This is a genomic window from Leptolyngbya sp. O-77 (assembly GCF_001548395.1).
Classification (GTDB): Bacteria; Cyanobacteriota; Cyanobacteriia; order Elainellales; family Elainellaceae; genus Thermoleptolyngbya.
In genome coordinates, this window is sequence record NZ_AP017367.1 from 1,188,829 (window position 1) to 1,205,725 (window position 16,897).

Here is a 16,897-nt window from a genome sequence, read left to right on the forward strand (position 1 = left end):
TTGCTAGCCCGGTGCGATCGCCCTTCAGCTAAACTGCCGCGATCAGCCGCGAGCAGCCGTCACAAGGCGAATCGTCCCAAAACAGTGTGTAATATTTTCCTTCTTCCGCTGTGGGTCGCTGGGATCAGGAAACCTGACACACCTTGAAGCAATTTAGGAATTCGCAAGTCTTGAGGGGCTGGAGGCGGAGGGGCAAGAGAAGGGCGCGATTCTCTTGAAGGTCATCCCCTAAAGAGACAAGCAGTAGACCGATGCTCCTTAATTTTTGCTTGCCTGCCTTCAGCCTGCCGTATCTCCAATCTGGGCAAACTCTGCCTGCCCAAAAATCGCGCTGGCGTGGCGATAAAACTTAAACTCCATCAAGTTATGGAAGGGGTCCTCTAGAAAAAATGTGCGGTGTTCCAGCGGCGTGCCGACGAAGCGCTCCTTGGGCGGCTGATAGAAGGAGAGTCCCTGGCGCTGCGATCGCTCTAAAAGGGCTTCCCAATCGGCCTCGTCGGTAAAAATCACGCCAAAGTGCCGGGGATATACGCCACGCTGGGGCATCAGCGGTTCGTAGGCCAGGTGCGCTACGATCTGATGTCCGTAGAGGTTCATAATCACCGAGCTGGCGTTTTCGCGGCCGATCTCGCAGCCCAGCCCATCGGCATAATAGGCTTTGGCTTCGGCCAGATCACTCACCGGAAACGCTAGATGAAAGAGAGTGGTTGCCATAATGCTTTGCGGGGGAGTTGCAAACGGTAAGAGACAGCGCCAGGGTTGGAACGCAATTACAGATGCGATCACTGACGCTGAGATACTGAACTTTAATCTCAGATGCTAAATTAACATCTTGCTCAAAGCCCCGTCCGGTTAGCGCTTTACCATAACCCCACTGCTTTTATCTTTCCAATACGGAAAGGCGATCGCCCCTTGGCTGTTGGCAATCTCAACGCAGATTGAAAGCGCGGGTTGAAATTGCCAACATTCGGAGCTAAGTGCAAAACGCCTCGTTCGCCCTACTCACAGCACACGTCAAACTCAGCCTGATCAAAGCGCAGAAGTATTAAAGCGCACTCACCACAGGCTTAATCTTGGCGATCGCTTCAACGGGTGCTGAGACTGCCGCTGAGACTGGCGCTGTTTCGATACTTGGCAGATAGGCTTTCAATAAAACAAGCGAATCGTGGGCTGATGGCTATCTAGCGTTGCCCCCGTCCCAACTGAAGGTACTCAGGATCAGTGCCCCAGTTCAGCACCTTCGAGAGCAACTCAATGGGTGTTTGGGAATAGATGGAGCAAGCAACCTTCATAATACATTCAGCAAGGGCTTGCTTGATTTGGCTATCGGCACTTGTAGGGTCATTGAGAACCTTCCGCACAGCAGCCAACTCAGCTTCTAGACGCTCAAAACAGCAGGGCAAAACAGGAGTCACAATAAAGTCACCAGAGGCATCAACTCGACTCGACACTTTTTCGATCGCGTTGACTAATAAGTTGAACGCTGAGGGATCGTCCCAATCTACATTGCCCCGAAAGAAGCCCTCTTCATAGCCGACTGGCGAACCCTGAAAATAAATTGGAATGTTCTTTCCAGATTGCAGGATCTTGTATAAAGCAACCTCTAGGGTTTCAACCGGCCAGCCCAGATTTCGACAGACCAAAAATTCCAGATTTCTGGGCTTAGCAACCACGAGACTGTTAAGCAGTAGGCTGACCGCCTCATGGACATTTTGACCACAAACATACTTATCGGGCGCATGAATGTTGACAATTTTCCCGCGTTTGACTTGCTGGTCAAATTGCTCACAGGCTGCGCTATTATCCAGCATGTGAGTAAACCTCACCATGCCATAGACAGTTGAACCGGATTGAGCCGCCTGATCAAAAAGCCATTCACACACCTTTTTGGTGGCTGCATAGACTTCTCCAGTAACATAGCGTGATGCTTTGCCCGTAGAGGAGAATATGCACTTTTCGACCCCATACTTTTCACAAAACTGAATTACATTATGGGTTCCCATAATATTCGTTGAAACAGCATCCCTAACACGCTGCTCTGCCATTCCAGGGAGGCGTATGGCTGCCAGATGAAATACGAGGTCGGGCTTTTTCTTGGAGGAAAACCTTCTCTAGTCTATTCTGATCTCTAATATCAACGTCATAGAATGTGAATTGTTTCAACGAAATCACCCTCCTTGTTTGGAGAAGATGATTCATCCGCAGTAGATCCAGGCAAACAATTTTCTCAGGCTCAAAGGTTTTCAATTCCTGGATCAGTTGACTGCCGACGCAGCCATTTCCACCAGTCACCAGAATACGCCGCCCCTTGACCTGCTCTGCGACCAGATCTCGATAGCAGTGAACCCGGCGATTCCATGCATCTGCGAAGGGATCTTCCCTCAGTTGTCCAGCTGCTTGATAGACCTTCGTGAGTTCTTGTGTCAAGCTTGCTAGCTGGTTTAAGACTTGTTCATCCTCAGGTTCAGGAGAACCAGCGGGGACAAGCATCTTAATTTCATTGATAATCTCGACTCTTGATCTTAAAGAAGGTTTTGTACTGCTGCCCAAACTCAGGCATTTTTCGGGTGCTTCATTCGTTTCCAAAGCGAAACCCTGATCTACCGATGTCAGCATAGCCAAAGAGTTCCTTGAATGAGTAGTTAGGCGTAGATTCCCTGTCTTCTTGACCTCGAACGTTCCGCGCAACAGACATGCCGCCGTCCGACAGATGTTGTAAAAATATGATCCTGATAACAAAGACTTTATAGAGATGCTCTTAGGGGTGGGGCAACGGTTCTTGTTCAAAAATTATTAGCTTCACTCTTGATAAACGCATCCGTGTGGTGCAGATGAATGCGAATCTTTACGGAGAAAACTGAAATTATGAAGCTTCAGTGATCGTCTGCCTTAACAAAAGTCAATATGGTGTAAATAAATAAAAGACTATGAAAAAGCCCAGAAGTGTTGAATCCAGATAGAAAACTTTACATTTTAGCTTACAAGAGTCATACGAGTGTTTCGGGCAGCAGATCGTAGCTCCAATGAACCATTGAGCAGCGACGGCTCAGTTCCAGTTGTAAATACCGAAACTTGTCGAGCAATTCACTGCCATAGAATGCTGGAATTTCGATTAACAATAAGATTAAATACGTGATGAGCACCATATAAATCTGAATACTCACCCCATTCACATTCTTGGTGATGAGACGATGAGCTTTAAGTGCATCTTGAGAAACTTCCATAACACCTCAATTTGCCAACGATGCCGATAGGTATCACTGATTTCTTCGTCGCTCATCTCATTGACATTAGTTGCCAGACGAAACTCGCTCCGACTCTCCAAATCACAGAACCAAACCACGCGGTAACGGTCGTGGTCAAGTTCAGTCTTCATATTGTTCTTGATTCGCACCACAAACTTTGTTTGAGTGAGACTCATTTGGTCGAGAAATTCCCAGCTTGCGAAGCCTCTATCCATGATGCCGATGCCGTTTTCGGGAATCATCGTGCTAATCGAATCGGCAAACTTTGCATCATGTCCTTGCCCAAAATGAATCAAGCATTCACTCGAATATCCTTGCTCTAAGTTGATTCCATTCAGTAATTTAACTTGGTGATATCCTTGCAGCCAAAATAGCTTGCTGGTAAGTGTAACGATGGTTGAATCAATCGGAAAAAGTATCTGAGCCGCGGTCGGCTGTTTGCGCTTTACTTGCTCAATCAACTGTGCATAGATTCGACAAAAGTGCCCATCCGTTCGAGTTTTGCAAGCTTTAGAAAAGGTGGATATATCGACCTCAACACCTGTACGATTTAGGCGGTAAAATAAGTCTCTCATGCTGGTTAAGCCCTTGTCCAACACAAAGGTCAACCAGATTTCAAAGAACAAGCGCGAGTTCAAAACGGGATAGTCATGCGGACAAAGCTGCATCAAGATCGATTTGACAAGCTTCGGAAATGAGGCTATCATCAGGCATCATTTTTTGTTTACTAGGGGACAGAATACTGCATTCTGTCCCTTTTTTTCGTCGCTTAATCTATCTTTCAACACTTCTGGAAAAAGCCGGAATCATAAAGCTTTTACAATTGATTCTTGAAATAGCATGGGCACTCATCGATTGTGTCGATTCTCGATTTTGAATCTGTGATTCTGGATTGTTAGTCCCGTATCTGTTGGGGCTTCCAGTAATTTCATTGGTGCAGCGCGATCGCCCATCCTGCTTGAGCTTGGTAAAGAAGCGTCCACTTACAGAGCGTGTTTTATATAGTGTTCTGTATAGCGCTTTACCGGATTCACGCGGCATCCGTCAGGGTGCGATTTTAAGGCATTGCACAGCGTGTGGCGTTGGCTTAGCATCCCGCTGTAGCTGATAGCTGAAATATCGTTTATCCAAGCTCCTTTGAGTGATAAGTAGATGAACTACTCCAAATTTAAGGAGGCGTTCTCGCTAAACCTCTTGCTCTCGATGGGTGACTCGTTTTCTTAAATCGCAGCACAAGGTTTTGACGGCTTTCAGTACACGCGAACTCTATTCCAGGCTGTCCTTTGCTACAGTAAGCCTTAGAGATTGAGTCTGTTGTCTTTTCGCAACGCTTCGTGCATGACTGCCCAAAACGCGACCGCTCCCACGCCGCCGACGCTGCGCCCCTATCAGGTGCAGTTGATTAAGGATCTCTACAACAAGCTGGGCGAGGGCTATAAGCGCGTGGCGGTGATTGCTGGAACAGGTGCAGGAAAAACGGTGATTGCGGGGCAAATTTGCGCCCATGCGGAGGCGCGGGGCTGTCGGCTGCTGTTTTTGGTGCATCTGGATGTACTCGTAGGGCAGACCTACGATAAGATGCGGGCCTTTGGGCTACACTGCGGCTTTATCAAAGCGGGCTGGAAAGAAGACCCGACTGCACCGATCCAGATTGCCAGCGTGCAAACCATGACCAAGCGCCACTGGTGGAAAAAGTGGCACGCCGATGTGGTGCTGTTTGACGAGGCGCATACGACGGTCTTTAGCCAGGTGGGGCAGCAGGTGCTTTACAAAACCCATCCCAATGCGGTGCATCTGGCGCTGACGGCGACTCCATATCGCCTGGGCAAGTCGCAACTGGGCGACCATATGGAAACGCTGGTGGCCTCGCCCGTGCCATCGGTGCTGCAAAAGATGGGCTATCTTGCGCCGATGAAGTATTACGGTCTGTCGGCGGAGCATCAGATCGACCTGTCGGGTGTGGGCACGGTGGCGGGCGACTATGACGAGCGGGCACTGAAAAATGCGTGCGATCGCCCCGAATTAGTCGAACGCATTGTCGAAGAATGGCTGCGGCTGGTGCCCGACAAGCGGACGATCGCCTTTTGCGTAGATGTAGAACACGCCCGGCACGTTGCCGATGCGTTTAACCAGGCAAATGTTCCAGCGGCAACGGTGGACGGTGAAACGCCGATTAAGGATCGTCAGAAGCTCTACGCCGACCTGCGCGACGGGCACATTCTGGTGCTGACTTCCTGCAACGTGATCAGCATTGGCTTTGACGAGCCGAGCGTAGAGGTGGGGCTGCTGCTGCGGCCCACCTCAGTCGCGGGCGCTGCACCACCAGCAGATTGGGCGCGTCATGCGAATTGCGCCGCATACGGGCAAGCTGCACGGCACGATTCTCGACCAGGCGGGCAATTTGGCGCGGCTGGGCTTTCCCGAAGACATCCAGTTCTATCACCTGCCTACAAAAGAAGACCCCGAAGGCACAGGCATCGGCAGCGCCCCGACAAAGCAGTGCCCCGGCTGCGGGCGGATTGTGCCGATTTTTTTGATGACCTGCCCCGATTGCAAGCACGAATGGCGAGACGAAAGCCAGGTATGTCTGGATGACCTGGAAGAGGTGCTGAGCGACGAACAGGTGCAAATGCTCCAGGAACAGGAAATGCTGAGGTTTTTCCACGCCCAGCGCAAGCGCACGTATCAGGAAGGGGCGGCCCCGTCGTGGAGCGATCGCCGCTTTTTTGAGAAATTCAACTGTATGCCTAAGGATGCCTGGTGCCTCGGCTCGATTTTCGGCCCAGCACCCACCCTAGACGACAAGCACAACTACAAGCATTATTTGATGCGCGTTGCCCAGCGCCAGGGCAAGTCGATCGCCTGGGTGATCAGCGAGTTTCAAAAAGAGTTTGGCACGCACGGCTGGGAAGCGATTTTTTTGAAAAACGCTTGAGTTGCTTTTGATACGCCGAAATGCAAGAAGCAGACAGCCAGTAGCCCCCACCGCTGTCTGCTCCTGCGAGAGTGATCGGAGTCACTCTCCCGTTTAGAATAAACGGTCTGGCTCAAAATGGTGTGAAAGCAACCATTGATTTTTCAAAAGAAATATGAGGAAGTTTGAGGTTATGCAACCTTGTCCCTCAGTTACTCATTATCCAAACGCATAGGCCGCCATGCTGAGAATGCCGTAGGTGGTGCTGTGGTGTAGTTGGGTGCCGCGATCGCCCCCTGCGCCCAGCGCCACCAGCAGCGGCAAAAAGTGTTCTTCGCTGGGGTGGTTTTTGGCGGCGTGGGGGGCGACCTGGCGATAGTTCAGCAGCGCATCGGTGTCTCCCTGGGCGATCGCCGTTTCTAGCCACTGGTCAAATTCCGTCACCCAGTCCGGCGGCGCAGCATCAAAGGCGTAGCCGCCAAAGGCCCGCAGGTTGTGGGTGGCGGCTCCGCTGGCAAGGATCAGCACGTTTTCCTGACGCAGGGGGGCGATCGCCCGGCCCACTTGCAGGTGATGCGCGGCTCCCAAATGCGGCTGCACCGAGAGTTGTGTTACGGGAATGTCTGCGTCGGGATACATCAGCAGCAGTGGCTCCCATGCGCCGTGGTCGAGTCCGCGATTGGGGTCGAGCGCTACGGTCGTGCCCGCCTCCGTCAGCAGCTTTTCGACCCGCTCTGCCAGTTCCGGCGCACCGGGCGCAGGATATTGCAGGGCGTAGGTTTCTGGCGGAAAGCCGCCAAAGTCGTGAATCGTTTTCGGCTGGAGAGCGGTACTCACAGCGGGCGATCGCGTTTCCCAGTGGGCCGACACAGCGAGGATGGCTTTGGGGCGCGGTAGCTGTGTGCCAAGTTGCTTGAGAAACTCCACGGCGGGCGCAGTTTCATATAGCGGTAAATCGGGTGCGCCGTGCGAAACGAAGAGTGAAGGAAGAGTCCTAGGACTTAGGACACCTTGTTGAGATGTTGAGTTGAGATGTTGACGGAGAAACTGAGTTAGCTCTTGCCACGCATCCTCAGCGGCGGCGGCATTATAGGACGATCGCTCGTGGCAGAAAAATCCGTGGTCGGCATCGGGGTAAACTTTGAGCCGATATGCTTTGCCCAGGTCTTTGAATCGCGCCTCGATGTGCTGCACGCGCTCCGGCGGAATGAACGGATCAGCACCGCCGTGAAACAGGTAGACGGGCATGGTGATGTCCTGGATCGCCTCCACCCAATCGTCCAACACCATGCCGTAAAAGGGAGCTGCTGCCGCGATGTCGCTGGAAAATCGACACGCTGTTAAAAAGGTCAACCCCCCGCCCAGGCAAAACCCGGTAACGCCAATTCGGTCGGGTGAAACGTCGGGTTGTGCCTTGAGGAAGGCGATCGCCGCCTTTAGATCCTGTTCCACGGGCTGCCCAAAATCCATGCGATACATGGTCGCCATCGCCTGTTCCACCTCCTCATAGCCAAATTTGTTGTGGGGCAATTCGCGGTAGTACAGGTCTGGCGTGAGGACAATGTAGCCCTCGGCGGCGATGCGAGCCGCTACGTCCCGAATGTGGGGGGTTAGTCCAAAGGCTTCCATCAGCAAGAGAACGGCGGGACTGGATGCCGACGCAGCGGGCGCAGCGGGGCGATAGAGAAAGGCGGGCATCTCTCCACTGGGCGTGGGGATGATTGCCTCAGTTTCCACGATTGCCGTTTTGAGAACCATTGGGCATCCTCCTGCGTAGGCTATTCAGCCTATGGTAGGACAGGGATGCTTGAATTGACTTTTGGAGCGTTGGGATGCAGCAGGCTTGTAGCAGCAGACTTGTATTGGTCGGGGTATGGCTGGACACGTCGGCGATCGCCCCAGCACGGCATCATGAAAAGCAGCCCTCTGGTGAGGTGTTTGCCCTATGCTCTCCTGGTTTTCTGTTGCGTCCCATCGCGCCATGCCTGTTGCGTCTGGTAAGTCATGGCTGCCGCTTGCAGTAAAAGCGGCTCAAACCGATCCTCATCATCTGCTGAACCAGCTCGAGACGCGTCCCTATGGGCTAACGGCCTTGCAGGCTCGCCAGCGCCGCCGCCAGTTTGGGCCTAATGAAATTGCCCACGACTGCACCCCCACCTGGTATCAGCAGCTATTCCGCGCCTTCAATAGCCCGTTTGTGTATTTGCTGCTGGTGCTGGCGATCGCCGCCTGGTTCACTCGCGATCAGCGGGGCGCAGCGCTGCTTCTGGGGATTGTGTTGCTCAGCGGGGTGCTGCGGTTTGCGCGGGAATATCGCTCCAGCCGCGCCGCCGAAAAGCTGCGGGCCCTGGTCGAAACCACCGCCACCGTCAGCCGCTACGACGATTTGCTGCCAGCCGAGCGCCGCCAAGAAGTTCCCATTCGCCAGCTCGTGCCGGGGGATGTCGTACATTTGGCTCCGGGAGATATGGTGCCTGCGGATGTGCGGCTGCTGGAGGCCAATAACTTCTTTGTGGGCCAGTCGATCCTCACGGGGGAATCTGACTTGGTGCAAAAATATAGCGCCGTCCGCGCCGTGCCATCGCCCGACGGAGACTGGTGGGATCTGCCCAACCTTTGCTTTATGGGAACCACAGTGTTGGGGGGCAGCGCTCGCGCCGTGGTCATAGCCACTGGAGCGCAGACCTATTTGGGAATGCTGTCGAAAACGCTGATCGGGCGGCGATCGCCCACTAGCTTTGACACGGGCATTAACCACATCACCTGGCTGCTGATCGGGTTCATCGCCATCATGGCCCCCAGTGCGGTTTTGCTCAACGGCCTGGTTCGCGGGCAGTGGACAACTTCTCTGATCTTTGGAGTGGCGGTCGCTGTGGGTCTGGTGCCAGAGCTATTGCCCCTGATTCTCAGCATTGGACTGACACGCGGGGTCAGTGCCCTGGCCCGACAGCAGATGCTGGCCAAGCGGCTGGACGCGGTGCAAAACCTGGGCGCAGTTGACCTGCTGTGTACCGACAAGACGGGCACCCTCACCCAAAACCAGGTGTCGTTTCACAGTGCGATCGCCCCCCTGGGCCAGCCCAGCCCCGATCCGCTGGCCGATGCCTACTTGAACAGTTACTACCAGACGGGCATTCAAAACCGATTGGACGATGCCATTTTGGAAGCGGCCGACGCGAGTGCCTTGTCCCAGATTGCATTGACCCATCGCAAGCTGGGGGAAGTGCCCTTCGATTTTGCGCGACGGCGGCTGTCTGTGGTGGTCGAACAGGAGGGTTTTCCGCTGCTAATCTGCAAAGGGGCTGTGGAGGAGGTGCTGGGTCTATGCAGCCACCTCCAGCACCAGGGAGAGCCAACGCCCCTGACCGAAGCGCTGCATCAGCAGACCCTCCAAACAGCCCAGCAGTTTAGCCGGCAGGGGTTTCGGGTGCTGGCCGTGGCCTGCAAGCGGCTGGATGCACCGCAGGATCACTATGACCCGACAGATGAGGCGGGGCTAAGGCTGGTGGGATACCTGACGTTTCTCGATCCGCCGCAGGAGACGGCAAAGGGGGCGATCGCCGCCTTGCAGCAGTACAACGTGCGTGTCAAGGTGCTAACTGGAGACAATGAGCATGTCGCCCGCACGATTTGTCAGGAGGTCGGGCTGCCCGTTCAGCAAGTCTGCCTCGGTTCGGCGATTGACCCGATGACCGACGAGGAACTGGCTGCCGTTGCTGAGAACACGACGCTGTTTGCCAAGCTGTCGCCCCTGCAAAAAGCCCGAATTGTGCAGGTTCTCAAACAGCAGGGACACACGGTGGGCTATTTGGGCGATGGGGTCAACGATGCGCTGGCCCTGCGAGAGGCGGATGTGGGCATTTCGGTGGAGTCGGCGGTGGATGTGGCCAAGGAGTCGGCCGATGTGATTTTGCTTGAAAAGAGCCTGCTGGTGCTAGAACAGGGCATTGTGGAGGGTCGCCGCACCTTTGGCAATATCATCAAGTATCTGAAGATGGCGACCAGCTCCAACTTTGGCAATGTGCTGAGCGTGATGGGCGCTAGCGCTCTGCTGCCCTTCTTACCGATGCAGCCGCTGCAACTGCTGGTGCAAAACCTGCTTTACGACCTGTCCCAAACGGCGATTCCCTTTGACCGAGTAGATGAGTCCTATCTGGTGCAGCCCCAGCGCTGGTCTGTGCGGGATTTGCGGCGGTTTATGTTGTGCTTTGGTCCCGTCAGTTCCATTTTTGACTATGTGACGTTTGCGGTGCTGTGGGGGGTGCTGGGGTTCAACGTGCCCGCTGATGCGGCGCTGTTTCAGTCGGGCTGGTTTGTCTACGGGCTGTTGTCCCAAACCCTGATTATTCATTTGATTCGCACGGTTAAGGCTCCGTTTACCCAGAGCACGGCCGCCTTGCCTGTGTTGGGGATGACGGGGCTGGTGATGGCGATCGCCCTGCTGCTCCCCTTTACGCCCCTGGGTGAGAGTATTGGGCTGGTGCCGCTGCCGGCCCGCTATTTCCTCTGGCTGGTTGCCATTCTCCTGGGCTACTGGCTGGTCACTCGCGGGGTCAAAGCCGCCTATATCCGCCGCTTCAAGACCTGGCTTTAGAAGGGTTCATCTGCTAGGTTTGCTAGGCTTCTGCCCGCCTAGGCCGATGACCGCCTCCGCCAGGTGAGCCATCCCAGCAGCACCGCCATCGCCAGCGTCGGCATTAGCACGATCGCCCACACGACTTCATCCCTGGCAGGCACCAGCGCCAGCGGTGGAAAATACTTGATGGCGATCGCCCCCACAGCCGACCCACCCATCACCTTCGCCAGTAGCCACACACTATCCTTCATTCCTGCTCTAGCAAAGACTGCATGGTTTAGTTAATCGTTTAATTAATCGCTGTCGCCCGCAGGACAAAGTTCACCGTCTGGTTGGCGCTCACGTCGATCTGATAGCGGCCCGACTGCGGCAGCCCCGGCCCGATTTGCAGCGTGCCGCCCGATGCACTGGAGAGCGATCGCCCATTGGGATCGCGGATATCCACCAGCACATCACCCTGAATGATCTCAACAACCAGGCCCTGGTCGCTCTGCAAATCCACCAGATAGCGCCGCATCCGGTTGGCCCGCACCTGGTTATCCACTTCTTGCGACTCCCCTGGCGACAGATTCAGCGCTTCGGTGCGGATATCGACTTCCGGCGGCGGCTCTGGCATGGGTGACGGATCAGGCGGCGGCGGTGGCGGAGGTGTGGGACTCGGCGGCACGCCTTCTAAACTCAGATTCAACGCATAGTCCGTCTGCGAAATGCCCGACAGCGGCTTCACCTGCACGACGTAATCTCCTGCATAGGCCGCCGTGCCGCGCCACTGCAACACCTGCGAGGCCTGTCCGTCCACAGGCTGGCGATCAGGATTCAGCACCGTCATGATCACGCCATCGCCATCCAGCCGGGCCGTCAGCGCCTCTCCTGCTTCCATCGAAATCAGGTAGTTGATGGTTTGGTTATCTCGCAGGCTGCCCCGTGCTGTGGTGTTGGAACCGGGCCGCAAATTGAGCCGCTGGTCAAACTCGACGGGCTGGCTGGGCGAGGGACTGGGCGAGGGCGACGCCGTTGGGCTGGGGCTAGGCGAGGGCGACACCGTTGGGCTGGGCGTAATCGTTACGGTCGGCGACGGCGTTGCCACAGGCGGACTGCCGTTCAGCAGCGCACTCACCACTGCCCAAGACGCAATGCCCGTAATCGTCGCCAGCCCAATGCCAATCGCCAGCACTGCCAGCGGATTGTCCCACACCGAGGTCTGGCGCGGCGCAGGAATTAACCGATTGGGCACTTGCCGACCCGCATTGCCCACTGCCTGCGTATGCGCCGTCGTCGTGCTGGGCGGCACGGGGCGGCCCACGGCCACTGTCTGCATCTGCGAAAGGGGGTCGGGCGGCGGGCTGGCGGCGGGCTGGGGCGTTTGGGATGGGTGCGCGGCCGGATAGCCCGGTTGCGAATAGCCTGGCTGGGGATAGCCCGCTTGGGGATAGCTGGGCTGGGGATAGGTGGGCGACTGGTAGCCGGGCGGCTGGTAGGTGGGCGGCTGCGTTGTGGGATAGGTTGCCGCATTGGTTACTGCCTGGAGCGCCTGGGCAACTTCGGCCACCGATTGATAGCGATCGCCCGGCCGATAGCTCAGCATCTTGTTCAACACCTGCGCCAGCCCAGGGCTAACGTTGGCGTAGCGCTGCCAGTGCCAGGTCAGGTTCATGTCATCGTATAAATCCTGCGGCTCTCGCCCCGTCAGCAGCACCACCGCCGTCACCGCCAGCGCGTAGAGATCGCTGTTGGGATAGGCACGTCCCGTCTGCATTTGCTCACTCGGCGCATAGCCCAGCTTGCCGACGGTGGTCGATTGCGTCGCCGTTTGCAGCCGTGTGGCAATTTCCTTCACCACGCCAAAGTCGATCAGCACTGGAAGCTGATCCGCTTGCCGCAGCATGATGTTATCTGGCGCAATGTCGCGGTGAATGATGCCACGGGCATGGATATGGGCTAGCACAGGCAGCAGTTGCCGTAGCAGTTGCACCACTTCTGGTTCTGAAAATGTTTGTCCGCTCAGCTTGCGCTCCGTCAGCAAATCCCGGTAGGACTTACCTTCCACATAATCCTGCGCCAAAAACAAGCGCTGATTTTCCTCAAACGTGGCGCGAAACTGCGGAATCTGCGGATGCTGAATCTGATACAGGATCGCCGCCTCCCGCTGAAACAGTTCCTTAGACTTTTCCAGCGCATAGTCTCCCGACTGCGACGGAATGAATTCCTTCAGCGCACACCGCTCGCTAAACCGCCCCAAATCCTCTGCCAAATACGTGCGCCCAAACCCGCCCTGGCCAAGCAGCTTCACCAGGCGATAGCGATTTTGCAAAACAGTTCCAGCGGACAAGGGAGGTTGCATGTTAAGGCGTGGGATTAAGGGAGTAGGGAACGAGAAGATGAGTCCAACAAGTTCAACATTATAGATACATTGATTGCGGGGTTAATTTCGGAAGAGGACGGCTTGGGGCTTTGGATTTTTGGGTTTTAGAGTTTGGGTTTTGGATTGATAGCGACCGTGGCTTGCTCTCGCATCTCAAGCGTCCTTTCGCTCAAGTCCGCTCCTTATCGCAGGCGAAATAGCAAAAACTGCGTCACCTGGAGCGGGTTGAAGTTGTCATCGCTGACCAGTAGCAGGCTGGCGGAGCCGTCAGGCAGACGGGGGCCGAGGGTCATGGCTTCCAGGTTATCTAACCGGATGCCTAAGTTGCTCAGGTTGAGCAGGAGGCGCTTGCGGACGGGCTGGATGCCGCTCAGGTCGCCCTGGAGTTGGGGCATTGCAGACGTGTCGGTGGCGTTGCCCATCACCATCTGGAAGAGTTGCGCGGTCACGCCTGTGTGTGGCGTAAAGGCCCGCTCTAGGCTGAGGAAGTGGCCACCCGCGTCGATCGCCAGGAGTTCCGTCAGCCCGGGTTCGCCTTGCTCTGGCGGCAGCGCGTCTCGGTCATAGAGATGCTCGGCCAGCAGGGTTGCCTGGTCTTCGCCGATGAGGTAGTGCAGCAGGCGCAGGGGAGGCAATTCACCCGGCGAGCCAGCGTCCCGATCCTGAAGCAGCGAAGACTCGGTGGCGGCAAACAGGCGAAAGGGTTCTAGATAGCCGGCCGTGCCGAGGGCGCTGGGGTCGGGGGTGAGAGACTCAAAGCCCAGGTTTTCCTGCACGCCGCGTGGCGGCTCGTCGGCGGACGGTAGCAAATAGCGCTCTGGAAGTTTGAGACGAGATTTTCGGCGGCCAGTTTCCAGGTCGAACTCGTCGATGAAGGGCGGAATGCTCTGGCTAGGGATGCCTTCACTGGCGATGTAGAGGGATTGGCGGGGCGTGAGGGCGATCGCCTCTGGATCGATCGTCCCTGCTGCAAAGGGCTGGCCGTCTTCAGTCAGCAGCGGCGTGACGGATTCCACCTCAACGGACGACAGCTTGGGGTTGTCAGGATCAACGGCGTTCAGAGTCAACCTGAGCGTATAGAATCGGGCGGGGCCAAAATTGCTGCGGTCATCGGAGAGGGCATAGAGGCGATCGCGCTGACGGTCATAGGCCAGCCCCGACAGACCGCCCACGGGCACACCCTCAAACTCCTGCGGTGGTAGTCGGTATTCGCCCAAAAAATCTACCGACAGGGGCAACAATAGCCGTTCCTCTGCGCTGACGCGGGGCAGCGTGCAGCCTGCGGTTCCCAACAGCAGCAGGAACAGAAGGGGAAGGGCGATCGCCCTCCGTCCGTTCAACGTTTTGCTGAGCCACCGCCCCAAAACCCTCACCAAAACTCGCAGTCCGTTCATTCGCAGCAGCGGCTGAACGCCAGAACCCGTAGAGAACAACCCGAAACCCATAGCAATAGCAGACAAGCGCAGCTAGCAGCAGCATAGCGCAAGCGTTGCTTCTTCCGCCGTCGTGAAAGCGGGCCTGACTATCAGGACAGAGAATGCAGCGCCGCTCGGTGGTTGTGGTTTGGGCTGGGTTGAGACGCGGCAACCGGGCCTTGCCCGGCCACCTCGATATTGAAGCGATAGCCTACGTTACGGACGGTTTGGATGAGATTAGGCTGGCGCGGATCGACCTCGATTTTTTTACGCAGAGAAAGAACGTGCGTATCCACAGTGCGGTGATTGTCAATGGCATCGGGCCAGGCTTTGCGGAGCAGTTCCGAACGGCTGAGGGGTAAGCCACCTGCCTGCGCCAGCACATAGAGCAGGCTAAATTCTTGCGGGGTCAGGTCGATTAGCTCGTGCTTGAGATGAACGCGGCGCTGCACTAGGTCAATTTTCAGATCGCCATAGTCCAAGATAGCAGGGGCAACAGTGGGGCGACTGCGGCGGGTCAGCGCTTCTACCCGCGCCAAAAACTCCTGCATTCCAAAGGGCTTGGTGAGATAGTCATCCGCGCCAGCCCGCAATCCAGCTACAATATCCGACTCGGTGCTGCGGGCCGAGAGAATCAGCACAAAGGGCTGGCTCTGTTGACGCAGCCATCGGCAAAACTCCAGCCCGTTTCCGTCGGACAGATCTGAATCCAGCACTACAAGCTGGGGCTTGCGGTTCAAGTAGACATCTTTGGCCTGCTGCAAGCTGGCAGATTGATAGACCGAATAGCCGACCTGCTGGAGGTGCCACCCGAGAAGCGATCGCAAATGGGGATTTCCCTCGACAATTTGGATGCAGACAGCGCTCACAATGTCTAGCTACGATTTAGCTAATGATATGGATTGTTCCTAAAGCTAACAGAGCGCTTGTCAAGGTTTTGTAACCACTGCTACGGGCTAAGCGACTCAAGCCTTGACAAATGCGCCGTTTGTGGGAACCAAGCTGGCGCTATTGTGGGTGGCTAGAAACTTCGTATTCATATTCATATTCATAATGCTTATCTGTCTGCCAAGAATGGGGCGATCGCTCTTCGCCCACCCCAGTCTTCGGGGTAAAATAGGGCATAGCATTGCACCATCTCTCCATGCTTCAGGACGCACAAATTATCCGGTTCTATCAGCGCCTCACCGACGCGCTGAACGAGCAGTGGCATCGGGGCTATCGCTTCGATGAGCTGCGCCTATACCTCGATGGATATCTGGCCGCCCTTCGGCATACGAACGTCGTCGAACCTTATCTGGTTCACCAGCTCGAAGAAGAAGCCACTCGCTATCTCTACGACCCCTCCAGCTTTGTCGAGCCGCAGCCTGAACCAGAAGTCGATTTCTACTAAATAGTACTAAATAACCGTTACCAGCCATTTCGCCGCGATTTACTGTATCACTTGACCAGTTAGCCGCTTTTTTTGAGATGCCGATTTACCCTTTGGAGCGTGCGCGAGGCTGCTTGCTGGGGCTAGCCGTGGGTGATGCCGTTGGCACCACGGTCGAGTTTCAGCCGCGTGGCTCGTTTCCCCCGATGGCTGACATGGTGGGCGGCGGCCCCTTTCGACTGGCCAAAGGACAGTGGACGGATGACACCTCGATGGCGCTGTGTCTCGCCACAAGCCTGGTGGAACTGGGCACCTTCGACGCAGCCGACCAGATGGAGCGCTACTGCGCCTGGTTTGAGCGGGGCTATCTCAGCAGCACTGGGGTCTGTTTTGACATTGGCAACACGACCCGACAGGCATTGCAGGCTTACAAAGCGTCTGGCAATCCTTTTAGCGGCTCGACTCATCCCAGAGCAGCAGGGAATGGCTGCCTGATGCGTCTGGCTCCCGTGCCGATTTTCTACTTTCCCGATAGCGATCGCACGCGGCATTTTTCTGGCGAGAGTGCCCGCACCACCCACGGCGCAGCGGAGTGCGTCGCAGCCTCGCAGCTATTTGGCGAGATTTTGCACCGCGCTTTAGCAGGCGCAAGCAAAGCCGAAATTCTGCTGGGAAGTGATCCGGCATCCTTTGCCGAAGAGTCCGTGGGGGCGATCGCCCAAGGCACGTATCGCGACAAACCCATCGACCAGATCCACGGCACAGGCTATGTCATCCAAAGCCTGGAAGCCGCCCTCTGGTGCTTCTGGAACACCGACACCTACGAGCAGGCAATTCTCGCCGCTGCCAACTTGGGCGACGATGCCGACACCACCGCCGCCATTTGCGGCCAGGTCGCAGGCGCGTTTTATGGCGAGTCGGGCATTCCGCCCCACTGGCTGGAGCCGCTGACGTTGCGCGACGAAATTGGGCAACTGGCAGAAAAGCTGGTGGCAGCCACAGGCTAACCCCGC

13 protein-coding genes and 1 pseudogene are annotated in these 16,897 nt (G+C 56.0%); 5 read left to right on the top strand and 9 right to left on the bottom strand.

Features of this window, described 5'->3' with window-relative positions; all coding sequences use genetic code 11:
* Positions 1 to 279: 279 nt before the first annotated feature.
* From O77CONTIG1_RS05070 to O77CONTIG1_RS05085, 4 genes and pseudogenes are all read right to left on the bottom strand, one after another.
* The gene (locus O77CONTIG1_RS05070) at positions 280 to 714 is read right to left on the bottom strand and encodes a VOC family protein (RefSeq protein ID WP_068508596.1); all 435 of its coding nucleotides are present in this window, start codon (positions 712 to 714) and stop codon (positions 280 to 282) included.
* 467 nt (positions 715 to 1,181) lie between these two features.
* A complete protein-coding gene (locus O77CONTIG1_RS05075; RefSeq protein ID WP_068508598.1) occupies positions 1,182 to 2,045 on the bottom strand; it encodes a polysaccharide biosynthesis protein in 864 nt (287 codons plus the stop codon).
* Positions 2,026 to 2,616: an NAD-dependent epimerase/dehydratase family protein gene (locus O77CONTIG1_RS26660; protein WP_068508600.1), complete on the bottom strand. Its 591-nt coding sequence runs from the start codon at positions 2,614 to 2,616 to the stop codon at positions 2,026 to 2,028. Before O77CONTIG1_RS26660 ends, O77CONTIG1_RS05075 begins: the two co-directional genes overlap by 20 nt.
* Before the next feature lie 371 nt (positions 2,617 to 2,987).
* Positions 2,988 to 3,952, bottom strand: a pseudogene (locus O77CONTIG1_RS05085) (transposase).
* A 631-nt stretch (positions 3,953 to 4,583) separates the two neighbouring features.
* Here O77CONTIG1_RS05085 and O77CONTIG1_RS05090 point away from each other — a divergent pair.
* Positions 4,584 to 5,840: a DEAD/DEAH box helicase gene (locus tag O77CONTIG1_RS05090; RefSeq protein WP_286132550.1), complete on the top strand. Its 1,257-nt coding sequence runs from the start codon at positions 4,584 to 4,586 to the stop codon at positions 5,838 to 5,840.
* Entirely contained in the window at positions 5,782 to 6,180 is a 399-nt protein-coding gene (locus O77CONTIG1_RS26665) for a hypothetical protein (protein ID WP_286132551.1), read from the top strand. The genes O77CONTIG1_RS05090 and O77CONTIG1_RS26665 overlap by 59 nt, the downstream gene beginning before the upstream one ends.
* Before the next feature lie 198 nt (positions 6,181 to 6,378).
* Here the strand turns inward: O77CONTIG1_RS26665 and O77CONTIG1_RS27770 are convergent, their stop codons facing one another.
* The gene (locus O77CONTIG1_RS27770; RefSeq protein ID WP_286132552.1) at positions 6,379 to 7,917 is read right to left on the bottom strand and encodes a dienelactone hydrolase family protein; all 1,539 of its coding nucleotides are present in this window, start codon (positions 7,915 to 7,917) and stop codon (positions 6,379 to 6,381) included.
* A gap of 187 nt (positions 7,918 to 8,104) precedes the next feature.
* On the opposite strand from O77CONTIG1_RS27770, the gene mgtA reads away from it, so the two are divergent.
* Positions 8,105 to 10,753: a magnesium-translocating P-type ATPase gene (mgtA, locus tag O77CONTIG1_RS05105; RefSeq protein ID WP_068508602.1), complete on the top strand. Its 2,649-nt coding sequence runs from the start codon at positions 8,105 to 8,107 to the stop codon at positions 10,751 to 10,753.
* A 38-nt stretch (positions 10,754 to 10,791) separates the two neighbouring features.
* Here mgtA and O77CONTIG1_RS05110 read toward each other — a convergent pair whose 3' ends face one another.
* From O77CONTIG1_RS05110 to O77CONTIG1_RS05125, 4 genes are all read right to left on the bottom strand, one after another.
* A complete protein-coding gene (locus O77CONTIG1_RS05110; RefSeq protein ID WP_068508604.1) occupies positions 10,792 to 10,986 on the bottom strand; it encodes a hypothetical protein in 195 nt (64 codons plus the stop codon).
* A gap of 38 nt (positions 10,987 to 11,024) precedes the next feature.
* Positions 11,025 to 13,076, bottom strand: a complete 2,052-nt coding sequence (locus O77CONTIG1_RS05115; protein ID WP_068508606.1) for a serine/threonine-protein kinase — start codon at positions 13,074 to 13,076, stop codon at positions 11,025 to 11,027.
* Between the two features lie 203 nt (positions 13,077 to 13,279).
* Positions 13,280 to 14,542 (bottom strand): esterase-like activity of phytase family protein, encoded by a 1,263-nt coding sequence (locus O77CONTIG1_RS05120; RefSeq protein ID WP_225894690.1) that lies wholly within the window; start codon positions 14,540 to 14,542, stop codon positions 13,280 to 13,282.
* A gap of 80 nt (positions 14,543 to 14,622) precedes the next feature.
* Positions 14,623 to 15,339, bottom strand: a complete 717-nt coding sequence (locus O77CONTIG1_RS05125; RefSeq protein ID WP_317134211.1) for a response regulator transcription factor — start codon at positions 15,337 to 15,339, stop codon at positions 14,623 to 14,625.
* 317 nt (positions 15,340 to 15,656) lie between these two features.
* On the opposite strand from O77CONTIG1_RS05125, the gene O77CONTIG1_RS05130 reads away from it, so the two are divergent.
* Both O77CONTIG1_RS05130 and O77CONTIG1_RS05135 read left to right on the top strand, forming a co-directional pair.
* Positions 15,657 to 15,905: a DUF6761 family protein gene (locus O77CONTIG1_RS05130; RefSeq protein WP_068508610.1), complete on the top strand. Its 249-nt coding sequence runs from the start codon at positions 15,657 to 15,659 to the stop codon at positions 15,903 to 15,905.
* 77 nt (positions 15,906 to 15,982) lie between these two features.
* Positions 15,983 to 16,891: an ADP-ribosylglycohydrolase family protein gene (locus tag O77CONTIG1_RS05135; RefSeq protein WP_068508612.1), complete on the top strand. Its 909-nt coding sequence runs from the start codon at positions 15,983 to 15,985 to the stop codon at positions 16,889 to 16,891.
* Positions 16,892 to 16,897: the final 6 nt, after the last annotated feature.